Genomic DNA, 20,101 nt, shown 5'->3' with positions numbered 1-20,101 from the left:
AGGTCCCATTTTATAAGGGTCCCGCTCGTGCTTTCGCCGTTTGCCTGTCCACCTTGGCTTCGGCGATGACATCCTCGTAGACATTCGTGCAGTCGATGAGTACTGCACCATTGAGTGCCGCTATTCTTTGAGATTCTTCACAGGCGTTCAAGCCTTGCGCTGCGGCGGTCGCTCCTGCTATCATAGAAAGATATGCCGCGTTTTGGGTGGTGTGCTGATCTAAAACAGAGTTGGCTATTACCACACAACACAACAACACAGCAGAGAATGCCGCCATTATTCCGGCTCCCAAAACTGTTGCGTTTCCGTCCTGGTTGCGTATAAGCAATTGAAGATTTTCATGGCTGTTCCTTGGGAAAAATCGCAGTAGCTGTTCGCGTCCCTAGTGGACTCGGAACGCGCGCTGTAGCGGTAACTAATCCACCGGATTCTGTGAAATCAATCGTTCCTCGTGATGCCACGAACTCCACACCTATGGCACGAGCCGTGCGGCGGCACCAGCATTATCAATCGCGGCTAATTGCGCAGCGACGCTGACAATCCCGCCACACATCGCCGCAGCAACGATAATGAGTGCCGCCGACACAATTGCCGTCTCTATCGTGCTCATGAGCGCTTATTAACCTGGCGTTTTATTCAAAGCATTCGTGATTATGCCTTCCAAAGCAGTTGATACTGAACCACTCGTAGCCACTAAATACAGCGCGCCTGCTAGAGCTGCGGCTGCTAGTGCCCCCATGGCGTACTCGATGGTGGTCATCCCATCTTCATTATCAATGAGTTTGTGACATTTATGGATGAATGCAGTAAGCATGACTTTTGTTCCTTTTCGTTGTTATGTCGGTTATGTCGTTGTCTCGTTTTTCTGTTTTCAATCGCGTGGGTAAATCAAGAAAAAATCCCAATCCCCAAGCTGATGACCACTGGCGCAAGCCCGAGTAAGAAGAATGCGGGAAGAAAACATACGGTCAACGGCAGTGCAATGAGCACTCCCGCACGTTCTGCTCGTGCAAGGCTTAGGTCTGATGCCCGTGCGCGCAATTGTCGGGCTAACCTCTCACACGCCTCAACCAACGTCGCTCCTGATCTCTCCGAAGCTCGCGCCACCGTTACCAGTTCTCCTAGCGCAGGGTGCCCGGCGAGGGGCTGCCATGCGCGCTCAGCGGGCATCCCCATTTCGAGCAGGATTGCCACATCCGACCATTCACTCCTGGTTCGAGTTCTCCCACGTGACGTTTCTTCCGTCAAAGCCACGGCATATGCCGCCTGCGAAGGCGTCAAACCCGATTGCGCGCAAGCAGCAAAAAGATCCAGTTGGGAGGCGCTTTTACGTAGAAAATCCCCCGATAGCTGGGTTGTAAAAAGCTTGTGCGTTAGAGCGTCCCAATGCTTTTTCACTCCAGCGGACTTTCTCTGAGGTCCATCGCGAGCGCGATGGATTCGGTATACAACATCAGGCCGTGTGATGCTGACCGCTAATGCTACTAATGCCACCGCAATAACCGGCATCATCGCGCTTTCTCCATTATCGCTTGGCTCCACAGGTTCCCCACGCAGACCAATAGTGTCCCCAGTATTAAAAGCACTGCTCCGATATGTGTGTGGAGCAAAAAACCCAAAGCATTCACACCCATTCCTCGCCCCAGAAGAATCCCTGCAAAAGGTAGTGCGGTGAGGATATATGCCGTGGCTTTAGCTCCTTGCATGGCAGCTTGGATGCGTTCTGCATGGCGCAGATCTTCATCCAATGAGGCCCTGTTTCTCTCCAATAATGGCGCCAGCGCAATTCCGTACCGTTCACTCAGGCGCCAGGCATGGGTTATTTTCTCTATGCCATGGATAGCAACAGCACGTTGCTGCCAATATGCGGACGCTGATCCTCCAAGGCGCGAGCTTCTCGACGCCGCCATGAGCGTATCTCTGAGCGCTGATTCAGGAAGGTTCTGAGCCACGTTTTCTAAAGCCCGGGAAGCTTCAACTCCCGCCCGTAAATCCCCAGAGAGACTTCCCAATACAGCTGATATTTCCTCTTGTTGCTTGCGTTGAGATACCTCTGATCTCCTCTTATTCCAAGCGTTCACGATTGTAGCGACGATGAGCGCTGCTGAAACCACGAGGGGAATGTGATGCCGAAGGGGAAAAAGTATGACCACTATAAGGACCACGCTTATGGCTTTCTTCCGCCATTGTCGTGCGACTTTCTTCCCTGCAACCCGCTGTTTCGGAGACGGAGATGCTGAAACCCAGGTGGCAGCTGCAAGCATTATGAAGGATTCCACGAGGGCGCTCCTTGCATTGTGTCGTCCCACACTGAATGCACTTCAAGAGGGTGTCCCTGAAGAACACCGATTTGCTGAAGCCGTCTCCCCTGCTGGGTTCTCTTCATAGCCAAAACCACAGGTGAAGCAGCTGCGAGTTGGGAATGCAAAGCTTGTCGATCAAGCCCGCCAAGAGCTGCTAGAGCTTCAATCCGGGCTGGTACTTCTTGCAGCGAATTGGCGTGCAGGGTTCCTGCGCATCCCTCGTGTCTGGTATTGAGGGCCGCAAGCAAATCGACCACCTCTGGACCGCGTATTTCTCCGAGAACAATGCGATCTGGCCTCATCCGGAGAGCCTGAGGCAACAAAGTGGTCATTGTTATCTCGCCACTACCTTCAGTGTTTTTAGCCCTAGAGACAAGCGATACCACGTGAGGATGCGCGGGTCGGAGTTCCGCAGTATCTTCAATGCACACTATGCGTTCTCCTGGTTCCACTTGAGCAAGCAGTGCACTCAGCAGTGTCGTTTTCCCACTTCCCGTCCCACCAACGACCAAAAAGGGTTTGCGCAGCGCAATCATCTCTTGCAGCCCACCAGCTACTTCTGGGCTAAAAATGCCCGTTGCGGTGAGTTGTTTTATCGTTGTCGTTGCTTGTCTGAGTACCCGGAGGGAAAGGCAGGTACCGCTTTCCGACGGCGGGCTCAGTACCGCATGAACGCGGATACTTGTGCCATCATCCCTGGTGATTCGCCCGTCGCCAAAGCAATGTGAATGATCAAGCCTGCTGCCGGATGCCACTAAGAATCTGGTAGCTAATCGCCTGACTTCATCATCTGAGGCAAAAGCCACGTCAGCGCGTTCCAATCCCTGTCCGCGATCAAACCACACCCCCATGGTTCCATTGACCACGATATCGATCACTCCGGGGATAACCAGAAGCCTCTCTAGCTGGCCGATCCCAACGGAGTCGTATCTCAGTTGCCTAAGCAGCGCGATCATGTCTACGTCGCTTATTACTCCGTGTGCTTCTTGTCTGACCAGACTCGCAAGCGATGCAGAATCCGCCAACCCTGGGTCTTCAGCGATTCTTCGTTGAACACGTGCTACCACGTCTTGATGGTTGATGGTTCATCATGCTGCCTGCGCTTCTTCCAGCACTGCTGTCGCTGCAGCCTTGAGACTGCGTGGCAAAGGCGACGAAAGACCCGTGTATTCGGTGGTTTTTGTCAGCCGCGACAGATTTCCTATTTCCGCTACAACATCGAGGTGCGCTGCTCGTTCAACATCAGTGGCATCCACCGATGACCATAAGCGGTGCCGCAGCACGCCGACGACTTTGATGTTGCGGGCGCGCATCTGTTGGACCAATTTTTCTGCTGCTGCGACCGTGCGAATTTCGGCGGGGATGCACAGCACTACGCAATCGGCGGCGTCGAGAGCGGAATCGGCAATACTCGTTCCACGTAAAAGGTCGACAACCACGTTGGTGTGCCCACGCAGGCTCCGAATAACCGCATTCAATGTTGTGTCATCAATAGTGTGTGCATCATTGCCACGGGCCACCGTGAGGACAGAAAGCCCCTGAGCCGTCTTAGGAAACGCCGCAATGAGGTCGTCAGAACGCACGTCACCTTGGCGTAACACCAGATCATTCCACCTCATACCCGGTGATTCCTCGATGCCCAGGAGAAGATCTACGCCACCAGAAGAAGGATCTGCATCAATGAGCACAGCGTTCTCGCAACTGAGCGCTATAGAGCTGGCAAGAGTTGATGTCCCCGCCCTGCCGACGGCACCCATAACCGCTATCACGATGCCTTCCGCTGGTGGCGGATCATCGTCTCTACCAAGTGCTTTGAGTAATTCTGGGGCTTGCGCCGGCACAATGTATACTGCCTCTGCATGGCACGCCATGGCCAGTTTCCAATCGATGGGGCCAGGTTCTGCAGCGAGAAGAAAACGCCCGAGTGCCAGCGGGAAGCGTTGCTGCGTGCGGAGCCGTTGTTGCGTCGACAAGCACTGCAGCAGCTCGATGAGCATGGCGAGTAATTTCCCGGGGGTCAGTGCTATCGATCATGGGTCGCCCCGTAGCTGCAACTATATGCACGGCTTCGGGGTGAACAATGGGATCCGTTACCGCTATAAGTACTGGTGCTGGCTTCATAGCTGACAGCTTTCACGCAACGCCGGCTTATGACGAGTGTGTAAAGAGCTTCTGTGGATAACACGATTCTCGTCTCGATTTTTCTAATGTCTGTGGATAACTCCCCGACCTGGTTGTGTAATGGGGATGAACTCACTATTGGGCACACGAGGCCACTGGTTTGTCGTTTTTGAGAACGCTAGCCACTGAAGCAGACACACAACCAGGCAAAACCCCAGGGTAAGTTTTCTAGCGTTCTCAAAAACGACATCGCACACTCTAAAAAGCCCACGTTTAAATATCTAAAAGAGCGTGTAGACGCAGGAGCATTGTCATCTGAAAAGACTTGCCCCATGCGTCTGCGTAGACCAAATCAATCAGCTAGATAAACTGGCCTTTCCTATTAATTGGGTCCACCCCTACCCGCGCAGGAGCAATGCGAAGGAACATAGACTGGAAAATACTTTGATGGGACAGAACTGAACTATTAGCCATGGTCGGTTAATGGAAGAAAAACTTCTGTCCCCATCCTTCTCAATTCTGAAAAATGTTGAGGAACATTGTCGCTAACTTTCCCAAGCCACTGAATCCTATCTTCAGCCTCGTAGTCTAAATCACCAGCAAACGGACTTCCGGCAAGTTGAGCCACCCATCCTTTAACAGCGGTGTCTTCCTCTGACGTAACATTGCCGCTCGCCGGAATTGGGTCCATTTCAAGACCAACATACGCAAGCCCCCTTGTCGACATAACGGTAAATACAGCATAAACAAACGAAGGCGGTCGCCACGCTGCCCGAAGTTCAACAGCCCCAGAAGAAACAAGATTTTCTTGAGCAAAATGCCTCTTCAAAAGAGAATTCATATAAAACCCAAAGGACGATAGACTCCAGTTAGCTGTCATGTTTTACGCTCCGTATTTCAATACACAGAAAACTTTCGCTTTAGCTCACATCACTTCACTTATTTTATATCCACTACCGCAAGTGCTAGAGCGACCCAATAGGTAGGGAATAGGTAGGGGTGGGCATTGCGTCCGTTGGCACAGCAAACGGTAGAAGAACCTGACAGAAATAGAAGCAAACCGATAACCAGCAAGTCCCACTTCCAACTCAAAGGCAAACCACAGTAAAGCTGCTGCTAAAGGATCCTACGACTCAAAATCGGCAGTGATTAAGTGATTAAAGGCAGTGAAGCTGTTCAATATGCAGTCTCGGTACTGAGGGGCAAGAGTTAACCGAAGACTAGAACCGCCACCACTTAACCAGCAACGGTCGCTTAAACATACAAAAGGGCGGCTCGCGCTAGGGGGGTAAGCGCGAGCCGCCACCCGGCCACAGGGGGGCGGGCCGGGGCAGGCCGCACTGTATATCGGGGCCTTGCACTTGCCATTATTGCACAAACCACAGCAACAGGCAATACTCCGCGAGACATCGAGCACATTTTTTCTTTTCAATACACCTTCAGTACACCTCTCGTCCGCTGCTAAAGCGTCGTCGCCGCACCACACGCCTGACATTTTTGCTCGTAACGGCATAAAAACAGCTACAATCGCTAGGCACTATGGCATATTCATCCGAGCACCCCCGCCCCGGAGCATCACACGATGGTTCCGCCCCTGCTTCCGGCATGATATTTCCCGCCGATTTTTCCAAAGTTGTCGCTTTTTTTGACTTAGATAAGACGATCATCGCGACATCCTCCGTCTATGTATATGGCCGAGAGTTTCTCCATTCCGGTTTGATCTCCCCCGCCACTGCTTTGCAGATTTCCATAGCTAAAGCCACCTATATGATCGCCGGCCATAGTAGCGAGCAAATGGATACCACTCGGGATCAATTGGCTCAGATGATTGTTGGCTGGAGCGAGGAACAGGTAAAAACCATCGCCACGGAGACGATGCACTCGCTGGTCACGCCCACCATTTATGAAGAAGCCCGTGAGCTCATCCGCATGCATCAGGAGGCAGGCCACGATGTGGTGATCATCTCCGCGTCAGCTCGTATTTTGGTGGAGCCGATCGCTCAGGAGCTGGGAGTGGAAACGGTCGTTGCCACAGAATTGGTAGTGAAAGACGGCAAATTTACTGGTGAGATTCCCTTTTATTGCAAGGGGGAGATGAAGGCTCAGGCGATTGCAGAAATCACGCAACAGCGGGGATACGCACTGGAGTCCAGCTTTGCGTATTCAGATTCGGTCACGGATCTTCCTATGCTCGAAGCCGTCGGCCACCCGGTTGTGGTGAACCCGGATCGGGCGCTGCGTCGAATAGCTACGGAAAAGGGCTGGGAAATCCGCACGTTTAAAAACCCTGTTCCCCTTTTTCCAAAGCCCACGATGCGGGAAGTCCAAATCGGCACGGGTGTCGCTGCGGGAGTCGCCGCGATGCTGGGAGGCGTGGTGTGGTGGAATAAGCGGACCGATAAGCGCACTTAGCTTGCCGACGCCCCGCTCCTTCCCACAGAGCCATCACCGAGCCGCAGCTGCGATGGATTCCGCCTCTTCCGCGCCGGCTATCATCGCTTTGAGATACAGCTCTATGAATGTCACCGCCTGCTCCTGACCTGCCGTGAAGTGCGCTGCGCTCGCTTGATACTCGGATCGGTGCCTGCGCAGATAGGTTTCTGGCACGCATAATCCACGCGGATCACTGCCAAAGGTGACCGCTGCACTACGAGCAGCAACGCGTGCCACGAGCGCGCTTCTAGGGCCAAAAGCTGCACGCCCGATGATCTCCCCATGCACAACAGCCGGTATCAGAGCCGGATTGGGGTCCGATGTGATCACGCGGGCTAGGACTTCAAGTTCCGCGGATGCAGAGGTAGGCCTGCCGGGTCCTCCCGCCAAAGCATCTATGCGGGCAAGGACTTGGAGTGGCGCACGGAGAAAGGTCCTCGATGTTTGTTCGATCACAGCTGGCGCGAGCATGCTGTACCCACTGATGTGGTACTTTTCCCCCAGTTCGGGATCAAGAGCGGCGCTGGTTCGTGCGCCTCGCAACAGCGATTCTGAGGAGGTAACTTCATACTTGCGCAGGTTGACTGGCCTGCGATGAACTGCGGCGATGCCATCTGTAGCACGTTGAGCGAGTGTTTTAATTTCACCGGATGCGAGTAGATGGTCCAAGGTTGCCATGAGTTTTAATACTACAAATACACAACAATCTATCCAGTAAATTCACCTTCACGCGCGTTTCGTGGCACGATTGAAGATAACTGTTTTAAATGAATTCGATCTGAAGGGATCAACCTGTGAGCAAGGACAACGGCTTTTTCACTGATGGCGCGGATCAATTCGACGCAAAGGTTAATGGAATCCCCCTGACTGATGTCGATGCCACCAACAAAGGCTCCATCGGTTCCCTCGTAAGTGACGCTACCGCGCAGATGTCCTCATTGTTCCGCGCAGAGGTCGAGCTTGCTAAGACCGAGCTTGCTGCAGAAGCTAAAAAAGGCGTGATCGGCGGCGGCCTGTTTAGTGTCGCTGGCACTATCGCCCTCTACAGCTCCTTCTTCTTTTTCTTCTTCCTTGCAGAGCTGCTCAGTGTCTGGCTGGATCGTTGGGCTGCATTCCTCATCGTCTTCCTCATCATGATCGTCCTCGCGGCCCTTCTTGCCTTTGTGGGCTTTAAGAAAGTCAAGAAGATCGGCAAGCCCAAGCAGACTATTCAGTCCGTCACAGAGCTTAAGAATCTCGTTCCGGGAAAGGCACAGGCCAGCTTGGAGGCTAAGCAGCACGGAATGTACAGCTAACGCTTAATAGCGGAAACACTAGTGCGCCCCTCACACGTCGTTGTGCGGGGGCGTTTTGCGTCCTACTAGCCTACTAGCGTCCACAAGAAAGCTTAAGAGATTGAAGAAACACCGGCAGCCGCTGTCCCCCTCTGTAGTTGCATTGGAGGGCCCATTCCACCACCAGATGCTGCATACGCGTGGGCTGCGCCTGCACGCTGCGACAGCGGGCGACCCGCAGAATCCCGCTATTGTGCTTCTGCACGACTCTTTTGGAGGCTGGTTTGATTTCCGCCACGTCATCGGGCCTTTAGCAGAAGCTGGTTTTCACGTCGCAGCGCTGGACATGCGCGGCTACGGGCTCTCGGACAAACCCCCAAGCGGCTACGAACACCGCTTTGCCGCGGGCGACATCGCAGGTTCTATCCGGACGCTCGGGCATAATTCTGCCCACGTCATCGGGGTGGGCTCCGGGGCTTCTATCGCGTGGTTGCTGGCCGCTAATTATCCCGATCACGTGGATTCTTTGCTAGCCGTTGGGGCGCTTCACCCCGCCGACATGCGCCGAGCGATTGGGCTTCGCCCCTGGCTTTTTTCTCACATTCTTCCGATGACCATGATGTTCCGGCTCCCCCATCTGCTACGCTCCTGGTGCTGGTCCCGGCGCGACCGTCTCATTGAACGCGATCTGCGACTCACCACAGGCCTTAGCTTTCACGTCAGCGAGCGTTTTGAGCAGGAGCTTCGTTTGCGTCGTAGAGCGATGTCGATCGATTCCACGTTCCTCCCGGTAACAAAAACCTCTCGCTATAGCGTTAATGTTCCTCCCGTGAAGTGGACGCTGTCTAAGGTCCAGGTGCCTGTGCACATGCTTGTCGACGCCTCCGCCACGTCCGCATGGCTCGCCCGCCGCGCGCACTCACGGTCGGCAGCGGGGCTCAGCACCTCCACAGTCGGTGGCATAGGCCAACGCCCGCACCTGGAAAACCCTGAGGGTTTTATTTCCGAGGTGCTGCGTTTTATCCGGACTATCTAGCTGGCCACACATTTCTGAGTATCCACAGGGCTCTCCAGCGCTGCGATATCGCCCACGATGTTTTGTACTTCTTGGGAGGTAAGCACATAGCCGATGTCGCTGCTGTCTACAGATGCCCCAAAGACCACCCCCAGCACGTTTCCTTCAGTATCCACCATGGGCCCGCCGGAATTTCCTTTTCGGATGCTGCCGCGCACGGTATAGGCCTCACGTTCAACCCTGCCGTTGGAATAGATGTCTGCGCCAGAGATTTTAATGCGATCGCTCACACGCGCAGGGGCTGCCTCAAAGGGGCCTGATTCCGGGAATCCCATGACAATGGCATCCGCGCCAGATTCAGCCGGTTCTTGAGCCCATGCAAGCGCAGGGAGACTGATCTTGTCGGACTTCAGCACTGCTACGTCCAGTTGTGCGTTGTAGTACACGACTTCAGCGGCAAAGACGCCCTCGACGGTATCCAAGCTAACCTTATCGGTACCTGCCACCACGTGCGCATTAGTGATCACGTGGGATTCGTCTATGACAAAGCCAGACCCCATGAGTCGTCGACTACATTTTTCAGATTCGCCCAGCACATGGATAACCGAAGGACGTAGGCGCTCCACAAGAGCTGTATCCGCAACTTTAATTGCGGGTGCTTCTACCTGCTTTGATTGCGTTCCTTCCACAAAGGGAGAAATCAAAGGCGGTAGCCCGGACTCATTGAGCATCGCGGAGATCCTAGAGGGCAACGTCGACAAGGCAGCTGGAATGTTGCGATCAACGAATCCCAAAATCGTGGAGTTCTTAATACCTTGCGATACCGAACCACTCAGGCTCGTGGCCAGTGGAATGGCAACCAGCCACGCAACGATCAATGTGGCAAGCGCCTGAAATAACGCCCCCACCATCGAGTCTATCGCCAAAGTTTTGCGCCACTGGGCCCGATCTCGCAACGACGAGCCGATAAGCCCGCCGACGAGATTGCCTATTCCGACGAGAAGAATCACCGTGCCCAAAGCAAGCAGGAAGCGCAATGCCGTGGATTCTGTCTGTTCCATCACCACCGGGGCAAGGGCAGCCCCGCAGATCAGGCCAGCTATCACACCCAAGGTCGAGAGCACCGAGGCGAACGCGCCTTGTCGCCATCCGGAAAAGATAGCCAAGATGAACGCCAGACCGATGATTATGTCCACGACTGTTCCTGGAGTCACGTCTGTGGGATACCTTCCTATGAGCGTGTGTACTAAAGCGCACTAGGCGCGATATCTGAGAACCTGGCCGCAGGCGGTGGTCTACCTACGCGGGTACAACTGGCCAAGCCGCTCATTATTTCGCGATTCAGACAGTGTCTTGTGCAAATCGTAGTGGGTGGTTTTATCCCACGGATGCTCCCATCCCGCATGAGCGATAAGAGCATCCAGCAATCCCCCGGTGAAACCCCAGATCACATAATCGTTCACCCGGAATGCCGGCCCAGACCAGTCCTGGTGCTGCACCATAAACCGGTTAGCGGGATCCGTGAGAGACAACACGGGGATATTAGCCACCGAGTCGGCTTCTTGTGGGCTGACCACGCCGATGGGCCCGACGCTGTGACAATGAGCCAACACAGGAAGCACCGGGTAGCCTGTGGCACGAATATGCACCTCCGGAAGCTGCGCCAGGGGCGTCACCGTCCGACGATCCAGCCCGGTTTCTTCCCACGCTTCCCTAAGCGCACAGTCCACCGCGTTCGCGTCAGTCTTATCAAGACGACCACCAGGGAAAGCTACCTGCCCGGAGTGCGCTCTCATGCTTGGCGACCGGTGCGTGAGAAGCACAGAGGCGTCGTTAGGCATCTCGGCTGAGGTTTCCGCTCCAGCAAGAAGAACCAGCACCGCAGCGCGCTTAGTGGAATCGGGAGAGGACTCCGGGCGTAGTGCCCGCCGGATCCTTCCGTTGATAGCACCACCAGTCACATCCCCGACCAGGCGCCTCATCCATACGGGAGCGCGTTCTGGGCGCAGCGTGATGTTTTCTCCTGGCATATCTGGTTGCGGGAAATCGCCAAGTCGCCCCTCGTTGCTGTCCATCAGGAGGCCTCCGTAGGAGTAACAGTTGCGGGGAGATTTTTTAGCACTGCAGACTCAAGATCTTCATAGTGTTCAAAGGGCTTCGGGATCGTCGAGATGAGCTTTCCGTTCTGATCAAAAACAAGGGTGATGGGCACTACCTTAGGCAAACCGAGTGAGGCTGCGAAACTATTGTTATTGTCTTGCAACGATGGCATCTGAATACCGAGGTCGTTGAGCAACGCAGCGCCGTTAGCGGCATGAGTGTCTGCATGGACTCCTACCACGGAAAACTCTGGGTGTTTGGCCGCGAGCTCGTCGAAAAGCGGTAATTCCTTGCGACACGGCTCACACCACCAAGCCCACAGCGATACCACCGTAACAGCAGGCTTAGGATGGGCGCGGTGCTGAGCACCCAAGCACGGAAGCGAGACCCCACCCACGTCCGCAACGGGACATTCCGGACGGTTCTGAACGTTCTGGGCCACGATGTCAGCCCCCTCAGCCCCGGCACTTTCTTTCTGGTCGCCCGAGCCGCCACGCAGGAGATGCGGAACGACCGCAATGAGAAGCACAAGCATCACGACAAAAACGCCAAAAGAAGCAGCGATTGTCTTTTTCATACTTAAGCTCCTGCCAACTCCACTAACGCCTCACGATTATCCCCTACCACTAAAGCAGATGCCAGCTCGGGATCCACCGGCCCCTCAACCCCAAAACTTGGGCACTCCGCAGCCAGAAAACAAGCTCCACAGGCAGCTTTACGTGAATGGCACACACGGCGACCATGAAAGATGATGCGATGGGAAAACATCGTCCATTCTTTCTTCTCTATGAGTTCTGCGAGTTCAGACTCCACTTTCAGAGGGTCAGTGTGCGAGCTTAGGCCCATGCGACGCACTAGCCGACCAAAATGCGTATCCACGGTGAGCCCCGGAATGCCAAAAGCGTTTCCGCGAACCACATTGGCAGTTTTTCTCCCCACGCCCGGCAGGCTCACCAGATCCTCGATACTCTGCGGGATTTCACCGCCGAAGTCAGCCACCAGCTTCTGCCCCAACCCGATAAGATGCGCGGCCTTTGCCTTATAAAATCCGGTAGGTCGGATGATTTCTTGCAGCTCAAGCTCATTCGCGTTGGCGTAGTCCCATGCTGTTGGATACTTGGAGAAAAGCCGAGGAGTCACCTGGTTAACGCGCACGTCAGTGCATTGCGCGCTCAGTACTGTGGCCACGGTGAGTTCTAATGGATTTTTAAAATCCAGCTCACAATGGGCCTCTGGGTATCCCACGCTCAGAAGCCTGTTAATCCTGCGCGCTCGGCGCTTCTTCCCCAGGGGAGTCTCCTGCCCACGCGCAGCCTTATGCGCCCCCACTTTGACCCGGGTAACTGGCGGAGAGGTTGGCAACTCTAACGGATACTGACTCGACATGGCACCCACCTTATTCCAGGCCTGTGACATTGACCCGAAACTGCGCTGCATGCCGCTTGATGCAAGGCTAAAGTGGCAGCATGAGCTTCCTGTTGGTATTTTTCGTCCCCTTTGCTCTGGCACTGTTTCTCTTATGGATGGATCGTCTAGAGATCAAGGTACTCCACCCACACGGAATTCCTGAGGAAAACAACGCCGCAGCCGAGATCACTGACCTCCCACTCACCAGCGCAGACGCAGAGACACCAGACCCTGCCGGCGATGCTAAGAATTTTTATCTAAGGACGGAAAATAATCCCACCTTTTTGGTACCCCCGCAGCGGACCCCGAACCCCACGATGAAGCGGATTACTCGCGATAATTCAAAAATTTCACCCCCATTCAGTACCCAAACCCCTCACTTTGTGACCAATCCATTTTGAGGGTGCAAAAGTGACCCAGTACATAGTATGGTGATCTAGGAAACATTAACTAAACCGATCAAGGCAATGCGAACGTGATCTCCACAATCGCACCAGGATCCGGTTATAACGCCGCACTAGCTATAGCTCAGACTCGGAGACATTCCTAGCGCGGCCTACTAGAGGAGTATTGACGTGGATGGTGTGCAGGATATTCTCTCCCGCGCCGGAATTTTTCAAGGTGTAGATCCAGTTGCGGTCAGCAATCTGATTCAGGAGCTTGAAAGCGTCCGATTCCCGCGTGGGGCAACAATCTTTGAAGAGGGTGAGCCTGGCGACCGTTTGTACATCATCACTTCCGGAAAAGTGAAGCTGGCCCGCCACTCACTCGACGGTCGCGAAAACCTCTTAACAGTCATGGGCCCCTCCGACATGTTCGGCGAGCTGTCCATCTTCGACCCAGGCCCACGTACGTCTTCCGCTGTCTGCGTCACCGAGGTTCATGCCGCAACCATGAATTCGGAGATGCTGCGCCAGTGGATCAGTGATCACCCAGAGATCTCCGAGCAGCTGCTTCGCGTCCTGGCTCGTCGCCTGCGCCGCACCAACGCTTCCCTCGCAGACCTGATTTTCACCGACGTTCCCGGCCGCGTTGCCAAGACGCTGCTGCAGCTGGCCAACCGCTTTGGCACCCAAGAAGGCGGCGCTCTCCGCGTGAATCACGACCTCACACAGGAAGAAATCGCTCAGCTCGTAGGCGCAAGCCGTGAGACCGTGAACAAGGCCCTAGCCACGTTCGCCCACCGCGGTTGGATCCGCCTCGAAGGCAAGTCGGTTCTGATCGTGGACACCGAGCACCTGGCAAAGCGCGCACGCTAACGTTGTCCAGCGCTTACATATAGGGAGTTGGTTTTCCACTCCCTACAAAGGCCTGTTGGCCCGGGCTTTCCCATGCGGGAGCCGGGCCAACAGGCCTTTTATGGATGCGACTATTCTTGCTCCGCCAGATAGCGCAGTGCCACGCGGGTCGACTGTTCCGCAGCACCCCGCAGAACTGGGTCCACGTCATCGTAGACGGCGTCGATAAGCTGCTTGATAGACACATCCTCGCCGAGCTCAGCACGCGCTGCACGGATTTGATCTAAGCGCTGACGACGACGCTGGGTATACCAATGCGCAAAGCTTGCAACGTCATGCCCTTCCGGCCCGTGACCCGGCATAAGACACACGTCTTTGCCCCGCTCCTCCAGGAGCGCGAGAGTATTGAGGTAATCCCCCAAATCGCCATCAGTCTCGGAAATCATCGTGGTATGGCGCCCCGCGATGGTATCGCCAGTGATGATCCCCTCCAACTCCGATGCGTGCGGCTCCCCGCTCCACACAAAGAAACACACGGAGTCAGCGGTGTGTCCCGGCGTAAAAACAACCTCTACTTGGGGAGTAACGCCGTCCACGGTGATCACCTCGCCGTCGACAAGCGGTGTTCCGCCTTTGCAATAAGCCGGGTCCTGCGCCCTGATAGGAGTACCCTCCGTGAGTTGGTAGAAGCGCGGTGCCCCATCAGCATGATCGTGATGCCTATGCGTAAGCAGTATCAGGCCAACCTCATTGGCCTTACTGTTGAGCACATTAAGGTGCCCCTCGTCCTCAGGACCAGGGTCAATAACTATGCTGCGCGAGTCCCCCTCCGCACGCACCACCCACGAATTCGTTCCTTCGAGGGCGGCGTACCCCGGATTGGGACAAAGTACCACCGAAACGGACGGACTAACCGGCCGTAGCTGACTGTAAGCAGGATGCTCCATGCCCATCAGCTTAGCGATTATTGCCATGCCAAACTACTTAAACGGAACCCCACCGTTAGTTTTGCAGGGCCCGTTTGCATAGAGGACTGCCAACACTCCCTACTCAGCAACCTCAACAACAACTTCAATCTCAACCGGAGAATTCAACGGGAGTTCCGCCACCCCTACGGCGCTACGCACATGCGCCCCGGCCTCACCAAAGACCTCTCCCATGAGCTGTGAAGCACCGTTGACCACGCCAGGCTGCCCGCCGAAATCCTGAGCAGAGGCAACAAAGCCCACGATTTTCAGAACTCGGGTCACGTTATCAATGCCCACCACCGCGTCGATGGCGGCCAGAGCATTCAGCGCGGCCACGCGAGCATAGGATTCGGCTTGCTCCGCGGATACGTCCGCCCCAACTTTGCCTGTTGCAGGCAAAGAGCCGTCGATAAAAGGCAGCTGGCCAGAGGTCCACACCTGGTTTCCTACCTTGGTGGCCGGGATATAGACGGCCACGGGTGCTGCGACGTCCGGCAGCTCTATGCCTAGGTTTTTAAGGTTTTCGCTTGCCGTCATCACTCGACCTCGCGCTTCATGTACGCGACAACGTTCTCGGGGTTTGGCCCCGGTACAACGCTGACGAGCTCCCAGCCATCCTCGCCCCAGGTGTCCAGAATCTGCTTAGTCGCGTGAGTGAGCAAAGGTACAGTGGCATATTCCCATTTAGTCATGCCTATAACTGTACCTGCCGCAAACCCGCTTGAAAGGCTTAAGGGCTACCGGGGCGTTACGACGCCCACCATGCAGCAATCCCGCACGCCCGCGCCCGCTCGCCCGCCGCATTCGTGGGCGCCGCGCACAGGCTTCCACCCTAGCGGTACCACTAGGGCCCCGCTATATTCCGGTTATATTCCGGCGAGTTCGCCTCCGCGAGCAAAGAAATCGCGCCAGCTTTCTACGTCAGGATTGTTGCGAAGAATGGAACGTCGTTGCCGTTCCGTGAGGCCTCCCCACACTCCAAATTCCACGCGATTATCAAGAGCATCAGCGCGGCAGCGCATCATCACAGGACACTCGCTACAAATCGCTGCTGCACGCCGCTGCGCCGTACCACGGACAAAGAGAGCATCCGGGTCTTCATTGCGACAGTGGGCATGCATTACCCAGTCTCCACGCTCCAATGCCCGAAGTGACCCCAGCGAATCTTCCTCTAGGGGGCTGATCTTACGTACGTTCATCAACGAAGTTGTCATGATGAACTCCTCCTGACATAAATCTTGGAACGAACTAGAGACTCAAAAAAGCCAAGCCTCTGCGCCTTTTTACAAGCGCCCAACGTGAACTCATGTAAGTCTATTCACAGAAAGTTACATAAGTCGAATGCATCACACTTTGTGGGGATATTTCCTACTTCCCCCTACAACGGTTGCTTAGCTAGGGTAAAGGGGTGTCAAAGTGGAATTCACTCACCAGGATCGTCGCCGTTGCCGTAGCAGCAGGGGCTGCCAGCGCCCTAGCACTCTCCCCCATAGCTGCCATTACGGGCGTTGCAGCTGCACGTACTAGTGCAACAATGCAGTCCAATCTTCAAGATTTGACCGACGGGTCTGCCCCCGGTGTCTCCACCATCTTAGATAATCAGGGTTCCCCCATCGCGTGGTTGTATTCCCAGCGCAGGTACTCGGTGCCGTCTGAAGCAATCCCGCAGACGGTGAAAGATGCGATCGTCTCCATTGAGGACCGCCGCTTTTATGAGCATAAGGGTGTGGATCTGCAAGGTAATCTGCGCGCAATCGCTGCCAACCTTTTTGCCGGAGGCGTCGAACAAGGTGCCTCCACTCTGGATCAGCAATACGTGAAGAACTACCTGCTTCTTGTCACCTCAAACAATGCCGACGAGCAAGCAGCAGCCACGGAGACATCTATCCCGCGCAAATTGCGTGAAATGCGGATGGCCTCGACCATCGACAAGATGCTTTCCAAAGATGAGATCCTGACCCGCTACCTCAACCTGGTGCCCTTTGGAAATAACTCCTTTGGCATCGAGGCCGCAGCACGGACTCACTTTGGTAAGTCTGCCTCTGAGCTCTCTTTGGCCCAGTCTGCGATGTTTGCCGGCATGGTGCAGTCATCTTCCTACCTCAATCCTTTTACCAATGCGGATGCGGTTCTTGAGCGCCGTAACATTGTTTTGGATTCCATGGTGATGAACGGCTACATCAACCAGGAAGAAGCCGACGCAGCCAAAGCCGAGCCGCTCGGAGTGCTAGACGCACCCCAGGGACTGGCAAACGGTTGCATCGCCGCTGGCGATAGCGGGTTCTTCTGCGACCATGTCCTTAATTACCTCAACAAAAAAGGGTTGAGCACCGAGCAGATCACTAAAGGTTCTTACACGATTAAAACCACGCTCGACCCGCAAACCCAGGTGGCAGCCCACAACGCGGTGACCAGCCAAGTCAGCTCGCAGTCGCCCGGAGTCGCCGATGTTATGAACATCATTGAACCCGGCACTAATTCACGCAAGATTCTGGCGATGACTTCCTCCCGCGATTACGGCATAGATCTCAACGCAGGCCAGACGGTTCTTCCGCAAACGTCCTCGCTAGTGGGCGCCGGCGCCGGCTCCGTGTTCAAGATTTTCACGGCCGCGGCTGCGCTCAAGCAGGGTTATGGCCTGGATACCGTCTTGCAGGTTCCTCGCCGTTATGAGGCTAAGGGGCTTGGCGACGGCGGCGCCGCGGGCTGTGCACCCGGAACCTACTGCGTGGAAAACTCTGGTTCTTATGCCCCACAGATGTCTCTGCGTGATGCGCTGGCGCACTCGCCAAACACCCCGTTTGTCCAGCTCATCGAGTCTGTTGGCGTGCGCGATGTGGTTGATATTTCCGTGGCTCTGGGCTTACGCAGCTACTCCGAAAAAGGCTCCTTTGACTCTAATAACTCCATCGCGGACTACTTCAAAGAGCACAACCTGGGCTCCTATACCCTAGGCCCCACAGCCGTCAATGCACTTGAGCTCTCCAATGTCGCGGCTTCCCTGGCCTCCGACGGCATGTGGTGCGAGCCAAGTCCTATCGAGTCCGTGACCGATCACCATGGCAACGAGGTGTATCTAGAGCGACCTGCGTGCGAACAGGCCATCAGCAAAGAAATCGCCAACGCGCTGGCTAACGGCCTAAGCCAGGACACGATCAAGGGAACAGGCGCAGCCGCAGCAAAGGCCGCCGGATTCCGCGCCCCAGCCGCTGCCAAGACAGGCACTACGGAGTCGCACCAATCGGCCGCTTTCCTTGGCTTTAACTCTAACTTTGCGTCTGCAGCATACATTTACAACGACGGAACAACCGTGGCCCCGCTGTGCACCTCGCCGGTCTCCCAGTGTGGAAAGGGGACGCTCTTTGGCGGCGACGAGCCCGCCCGCACCTGGTTCTCCGCAGCGACAGCAACCGGCCGCGCCGCAACCGGCACCCTGCCGGCCTACGACACAAAGTACAATCGCGGATCCTCGGAGGACCTAGGTAGCTCCTACATCGGCCGCAACGGCGACGACGTAAAACGCGAGCTTACGGGCAAGGGATACAAAGTTGTCACCGAGTACACCGCAGGTAATGGCCTTCCCAAGGACCATGTAGTCCGCACCGAGGTTCCTGTCCCCCTCAAGTCCGACTCCACCATCAAGCTTGTGCTTTCCGACGGCACCGCCCCCCGCCGAACCACCAGCCCCCTGATACCGCGAGACGAAGGACCCGCCGATAACAACCGCAATCCGGGAGGCAACGACCTAGCCAACCTGCTGGAACAGCTACTTGGCAGGTAGTCACCACCTGGAGAAAGGACTTAGGCTAGCGCCGCACGAACTGCCGTGGACAGGCGCTTGCCATCGGCCTGGCCCGCGGCTTTAGCCGTAGCGATCTTCATCACCTGTCCCATATGCTTCATAGTCACGTCGCCATGCTCCGCGGCGATTTCTTCAACTGCCTGGGCAACGAGTGCGGCGAGTTGGGCGTCGTCTAGCTGGGCGGGCTGATACTCCGCAAGAATGTCTGCCTCCCGTGTTTCTGCGTCGGCTAGCTCTTGTCGACCCGCTCCGGCATACACATCTGCGGATTCGCGGCGCTTTTTAATCTCACGAGCAATGACCTTGAGCACATCCTCATCAGTCACCTCATGCTTTGTTCCGCTCGTCTCCTCTGTCTGGATCGCGGCTAAAAGCATACGCAACGTGCCCGTACGCTCCTTTTCCCGGGCTTTCATAGCGGTGGTCAAATCTGCACGGATCTTCATCTTGAGTTCACTCATGGTTGTTAAGCCTAGTCGCAGGTACGCTGTACGAGTGGCTTCATTGAAAAAGACTCTTCTCACGGTAACCGGTGCGCTGGGACTCACCGGACTTTCCACCCTTGCATGGGCTCATCGCGAATGCTCTAACTTTGAGCTCAAAATCGTGGAACTGCCCATCCTGGAACCTGGAGTCTTAAGAGACGAAGACGAATTTAGGATCCTGCACCTCAGCGATCTCCACATGATCCCCAACCAGATTAAGAAGCAAGAATGGGTAGCACAGCTGGACAAGCTAGCCCCGGATCTGGTTGTGAACACAGGAGATAACCTCAGCGACCCCAAAGGCGTGCCCGGAGTGCTGCGTGCACTCGGCCCGCTACTCCGACGCCCCGGACTCTTTGTTTTTGGCACCAACGATTATTTTGCCCCCAGCATGGTCAACCCCTTCCTCTATCTCTTTGGCAAAAAGCGCAAGCCCAGTGAGATAGCACTGCCGTGGAAAGGAATGCGCGCCGCCTTCATAGAACACGGGTGGCGCGACACAAACCAGGCTCGTCACGAGTTCCAAATCAACCATGTGCGCATCGCCGTTGCAGGTGTCGACGACCCCCACCACGACCTCGACGACTATGAAGAAATAGCCGGCCCTCCGAACCCGGACGCAGACCTCAGCATTGCGCTGCTGCATGCCCCCGAGCCACGCGTACTAGAGCGCTTTGAACGCGACGGCTATATGTTGTCGCTTTCCGGCCACACCCACGGCGGTCAAGTCTGTCTGCCTGGTTCCCGCGCCCTTGTGACCAACTGCGGGATCGATGCACAGCGAGTGCAGGGACTGCACACTTTTGGGAACATGTGGATGCACGTTTCCAATGGTCTGGGCACTTCTAAATTCGCTCCCATCCGGGTTTTCTGCCGTCCTTCTGCCACGCTGATCCGCGTCACGGAAAAGCGTTAAGGCTAGCTGCGAGCCCCCTGCGGTGCACTCGGTGCAAAA

23 protein-coding genes and 2 pseudogenes are annotated in these 20,101 nt (G+C 55.5%); 7 read left to right on the top strand and 18 right to left on the bottom strand.

Annotation, left to right across the window (positions count from 1 at the left end):
* Positions 1 to 10: 10 nt before the first annotated feature.
* From ET810_RS06145 to ET810_RS06110, 8 genes and pseudogenes are all read right to left on the bottom strand, one after another.
* Complete coding sequence (locus tag ET810_RS06145) at positions 11 to 328, bottom strand: Rv3654c family TadE-like protein (protein WP_225870236.1); 318 nt, start codon at positions 326 to 328, stop codon at positions 11 to 13.
* Between the two features lie 10 nt (positions 329 to 338).
* A pseudogene (locus ET810_RS06140) lies at positions 339 to 610 on the bottom strand (hypothetical protein).
* Between the two features lie 9 nt (positions 611 to 619).
* Positions 620 to 814 carry a DUF4244 domain-containing protein gene (locus ET810_RS06135; protein ID WP_087453282.1) on the bottom strand — a complete coding sequence of 65 codons (195 nt, stop codon included), beginning with the start codon at positions 812 to 814 and terminating at the stop codon, positions 620 to 622.
* Positions 815 to 888: 74 nt separating this feature from the next.
* Complete coding sequence (locus ET810_RS06130; protein WP_225870250.1) at positions 889 to 1,509, bottom strand: type II secretion system F family protein; 621 nt, start codon at positions 1,507 to 1,509, stop codon at positions 889 to 891.
* Positions 1,509 to 2,264: a type II secretion system F family protein gene (locus ET810_RS06125; protein ID WP_087454820.1), complete on the bottom strand. Its 756-nt coding sequence runs from the start codon at positions 2,262 to 2,264 to the stop codon at positions 1,509 to 1,511. The genes ET810_RS06130 and ET810_RS06125 overlap by 1 nt, the downstream gene beginning before the upstream one ends.
* On the bottom strand, positions 2,264 to 3,385 hold the full coding sequence (locus ET810_RS06120; protein WP_087453280.1) for a TadA family conjugal transfer-associated ATPase: 1,122 nt from the start codon (positions 3,383 to 3,385) through the stop codon (positions 2,264 to 2,266). The genes ET810_RS06125 and ET810_RS06120 overlap by 1 nt, the downstream gene beginning before the upstream one ends.
* Positions 3,386 to 3,391: 6 nt before the next feature.
* Positions 3,392 to 4,424: pseudogene (gene ssd, locus ET810_RS06115) on the bottom strand (septum site-determining protein Ssd).
* A 466-nt stretch (positions 4,425 to 4,890) separates the two neighbouring features.
* Positions 4,891 to 5,304, bottom strand: a complete 414-nt coding sequence (locus ET810_RS06110; protein ID WP_087453278.1) for a hypothetical protein — start codon at positions 5,302 to 5,304, stop codon at positions 4,891 to 4,893.
* 659 nt (positions 5,305 to 5,963) lie between these two features.
* Between ET810_RS06110 and ET810_RS06105 the strand changes: the two genes are divergently transcribed.
* Positions 5,964 to 6,836, top strand: a complete 873-nt coding sequence (locus ET810_RS06105) for an HAD family hydrolase (RefSeq protein WP_087453277.1) — start codon at positions 5,964 to 5,966, stop codon at positions 6,834 to 6,836.
* 33 nt (positions 6,837 to 6,869) lie between these two features.
* Here the strand turns inward: ET810_RS06105 and ET810_RS06100 are convergent, their stop codons facing one another.
* Positions 6,870 to 7,535, bottom strand: coding sequence for a hypothetical protein (locus tag ET810_RS06100; RefSeq protein WP_134316144.1), 666 nt, complete (start codon positions 7,533 to 7,535; stop codon positions 6,870 to 6,872).
* A 116-nt stretch (positions 7,536 to 7,651) separates the two neighbouring features.
* On the opposite strand from ET810_RS06100, the gene ET810_RS06095 reads away from it, so the two are divergent.
* Complete coding sequence (locus ET810_RS06095; protein ID WP_087453275.1) at positions 7,652 to 8,152, top strand: phage holin family protein; 501 nt, start codon at positions 7,652 to 7,654, stop codon at positions 8,150 to 8,152.
* Between the two features lie 100 nt (positions 8,153 to 8,252).
* Positions 8,253 to 9,167 (top strand): alpha/beta fold hydrolase, encoded by a 915-nt coding sequence (locus ET810_RS06090; RefSeq protein ID WP_134316143.1) that lies wholly within the window; start codon positions 8,253 to 8,255, stop codon positions 9,165 to 9,167.
* Here the strand turns inward: ET810_RS06090 and ET810_RS06085 are convergent.
* The 4 genes from ET810_RS06085 to nth all read right to left on the bottom strand — a co-directional run bounded on the left by ET810_RS06085 (position 9,164) and on the right by nth (position 12,632).
* Complete coding sequence (locus tag ET810_RS06085) at positions 9,164 to 10,360, bottom strand: MarP family serine protease (RefSeq protein WP_134316142.1); 1,197 nt, start codon at positions 10,358 to 10,360, stop codon at positions 9,164 to 9,166. The genes ET810_RS06090 and ET810_RS06085 overlap by 4 nt on opposite strands.
* Positions 10,361 to 10,441: 81 nt before the next feature.
* Positions 10,442 to 11,221: an NUDIX hydrolase gene (locus tag ET810_RS06080; RefSeq protein ID WP_087453272.1), complete on the bottom strand. Its 780-nt coding sequence runs from the start codon at positions 11,219 to 11,221 to the stop codon at positions 10,442 to 10,444.
* Positions 11,221 to 11,823, bottom strand: coding sequence for a TlpA family protein disulfide reductase (locus tag ET810_RS06075; protein WP_087453271.1), 603 nt, complete (start codon positions 11,821 to 11,823; stop codon positions 11,221 to 11,223). Before ET810_RS06075 ends, ET810_RS06080 begins: the two co-directional genes overlap by 1 nt.
* A gap of 2 nt (positions 11,824 to 11,825) precedes the next feature.
* Positions 11,826 to 12,632 carry an endonuclease III gene (gene nth / locus ET810_RS06070; RefSeq protein ID WP_087453270.1) on the bottom strand — a complete coding sequence of 269 codons (807 nt, stop codon included), beginning with the start codon at positions 12,630 to 12,632 and terminating at the stop codon, positions 11,826 to 11,828.
* 80 nt (positions 12,633 to 12,712) lie between these two features.
* On the opposite strand from nth, the gene ET810_RS06065 reads away from it, so the two are divergent.
* Together ET810_RS06065 and glxR are read left to right on the top strand one after the other, a co-directional pair.
* Positions 12,713 to 13,054 (top strand): hypothetical protein, encoded by a 342-nt coding sequence (locus tag ET810_RS06065; RefSeq protein WP_134316141.1) that lies wholly within the window; start codon positions 12,713 to 12,715, stop codon positions 13,052 to 13,054.
* A gap of 174 nt (positions 13,055 to 13,228) precedes the next feature.
* A complete protein-coding gene (glxR, locus tag ET810_RS06060; protein ID WP_087453268.1) occupies positions 13,229 to 13,912 on the top strand; it encodes a CRP-like cAMP-activated global transcriptional regulator GlxR in 684 nt (227 codons plus the stop codon).
* 110 nt (positions 13,913 to 14,022) lie between these two features.
* On the opposite strand, the gene ET810_RS06055 is transcribed toward glxR, so the two are convergent.
* The 4 genes from ET810_RS06055 to ET810_RS06040 all read right to left on the bottom strand — a co-directional run bounded on the left by ET810_RS06055 (position 14,023) and on the right by ET810_RS06040 (position 16,073).
* Positions 14,023 to 14,865: an MBL fold metallo-hydrolase gene (locus tag ET810_RS06055; RefSeq protein WP_087453267.1), complete on the bottom strand. Its 843-nt coding sequence runs from the start codon at positions 14,863 to 14,865 to the stop codon at positions 14,023 to 14,025.
* Positions 14,866 to 14,937: 72 nt separating this feature from the next.
* Positions 14,938 to 15,396, bottom strand: a complete 459-nt coding sequence (locus ET810_RS06050; protein ID WP_166741028.1) for a RidA family protein — start codon at positions 15,394 to 15,396, stop codon at positions 14,938 to 14,940.
* On the bottom strand, positions 15,396 to 15,551 hold the full coding sequence (locus tag ET810_RS06045; protein WP_013910653.1) for a Sp36 family protein: 156 nt from the start codon (positions 15,549 to 15,551) through the stop codon (positions 15,396 to 15,398). Before ET810_RS06045 ends, ET810_RS06050 begins: the two co-directional genes overlap by 1 nt.
* 174 nt (positions 15,552 to 15,725) lie before the next feature.
* A complete protein-coding gene (locus tag ET810_RS06040; RefSeq protein ID WP_087453265.1) occupies positions 15,726 to 16,073 on the bottom strand; it encodes a WhiB family transcriptional regulator in 348 nt (115 codons plus the stop codon).
* A gap of 194 nt (positions 16,074 to 16,267) precedes the next feature.
* On the opposite strand from ET810_RS06040, the gene ET810_RS06035 reads away from it, so the two are divergent.
* Positions 16,268 to 18,640: a transglycosylase domain-containing protein gene (locus ET810_RS06035; protein WP_134316140.1), complete on the top strand. Its 2,373-nt coding sequence runs from the start codon at positions 16,268 to 16,270 to the stop codon at positions 18,638 to 18,640.
* A gap of 20 nt (positions 18,641 to 18,660) precedes the next feature.
* Here ET810_RS06035 and ET810_RS06030 read toward each other — a convergent pair whose 3' ends face one another.
* The gene (locus ET810_RS06030) at positions 18,661 to 19,122 is read right to left on the bottom strand and encodes a GatB/YqeY domain-containing protein (RefSeq protein WP_087453263.1); all 462 of its coding nucleotides are present in this window, start codon (positions 19,120 to 19,122) and stop codon (positions 18,661 to 18,663) included.
* On the opposite strand from ET810_RS06030, the gene ET810_RS06025 reads away from it, so the two are divergent.
* Positions 19,121 to 20,062: a metallophosphoesterase gene (locus ET810_RS06025; RefSeq protein WP_087453262.1), complete on the top strand. Its 942-nt coding sequence runs from the start codon at positions 19,121 to 19,123 to the stop codon at positions 20,060 to 20,062. The genes ET810_RS06030 and ET810_RS06025 overlap by 2 nt on opposite strands.
* The last annotated feature ends 39 nt before the right edge of the window (positions 20,063 to 20,101 follow it).

The sequence above is a fragment of the Corynebacterium silvaticum genome, from assembly GCF_004382825.2.
GTDB lineage: Bacteria > Actinomycetota > Actinomycetes > Mycobacteriales > Mycobacteriaceae > Corynebacterium > Corynebacterium silvaticum.
The sequence above is the reverse complement of the archived record's forward strand: the minus strand, read 5'-3'. Positions and strand labels throughout refer to the sequence as shown.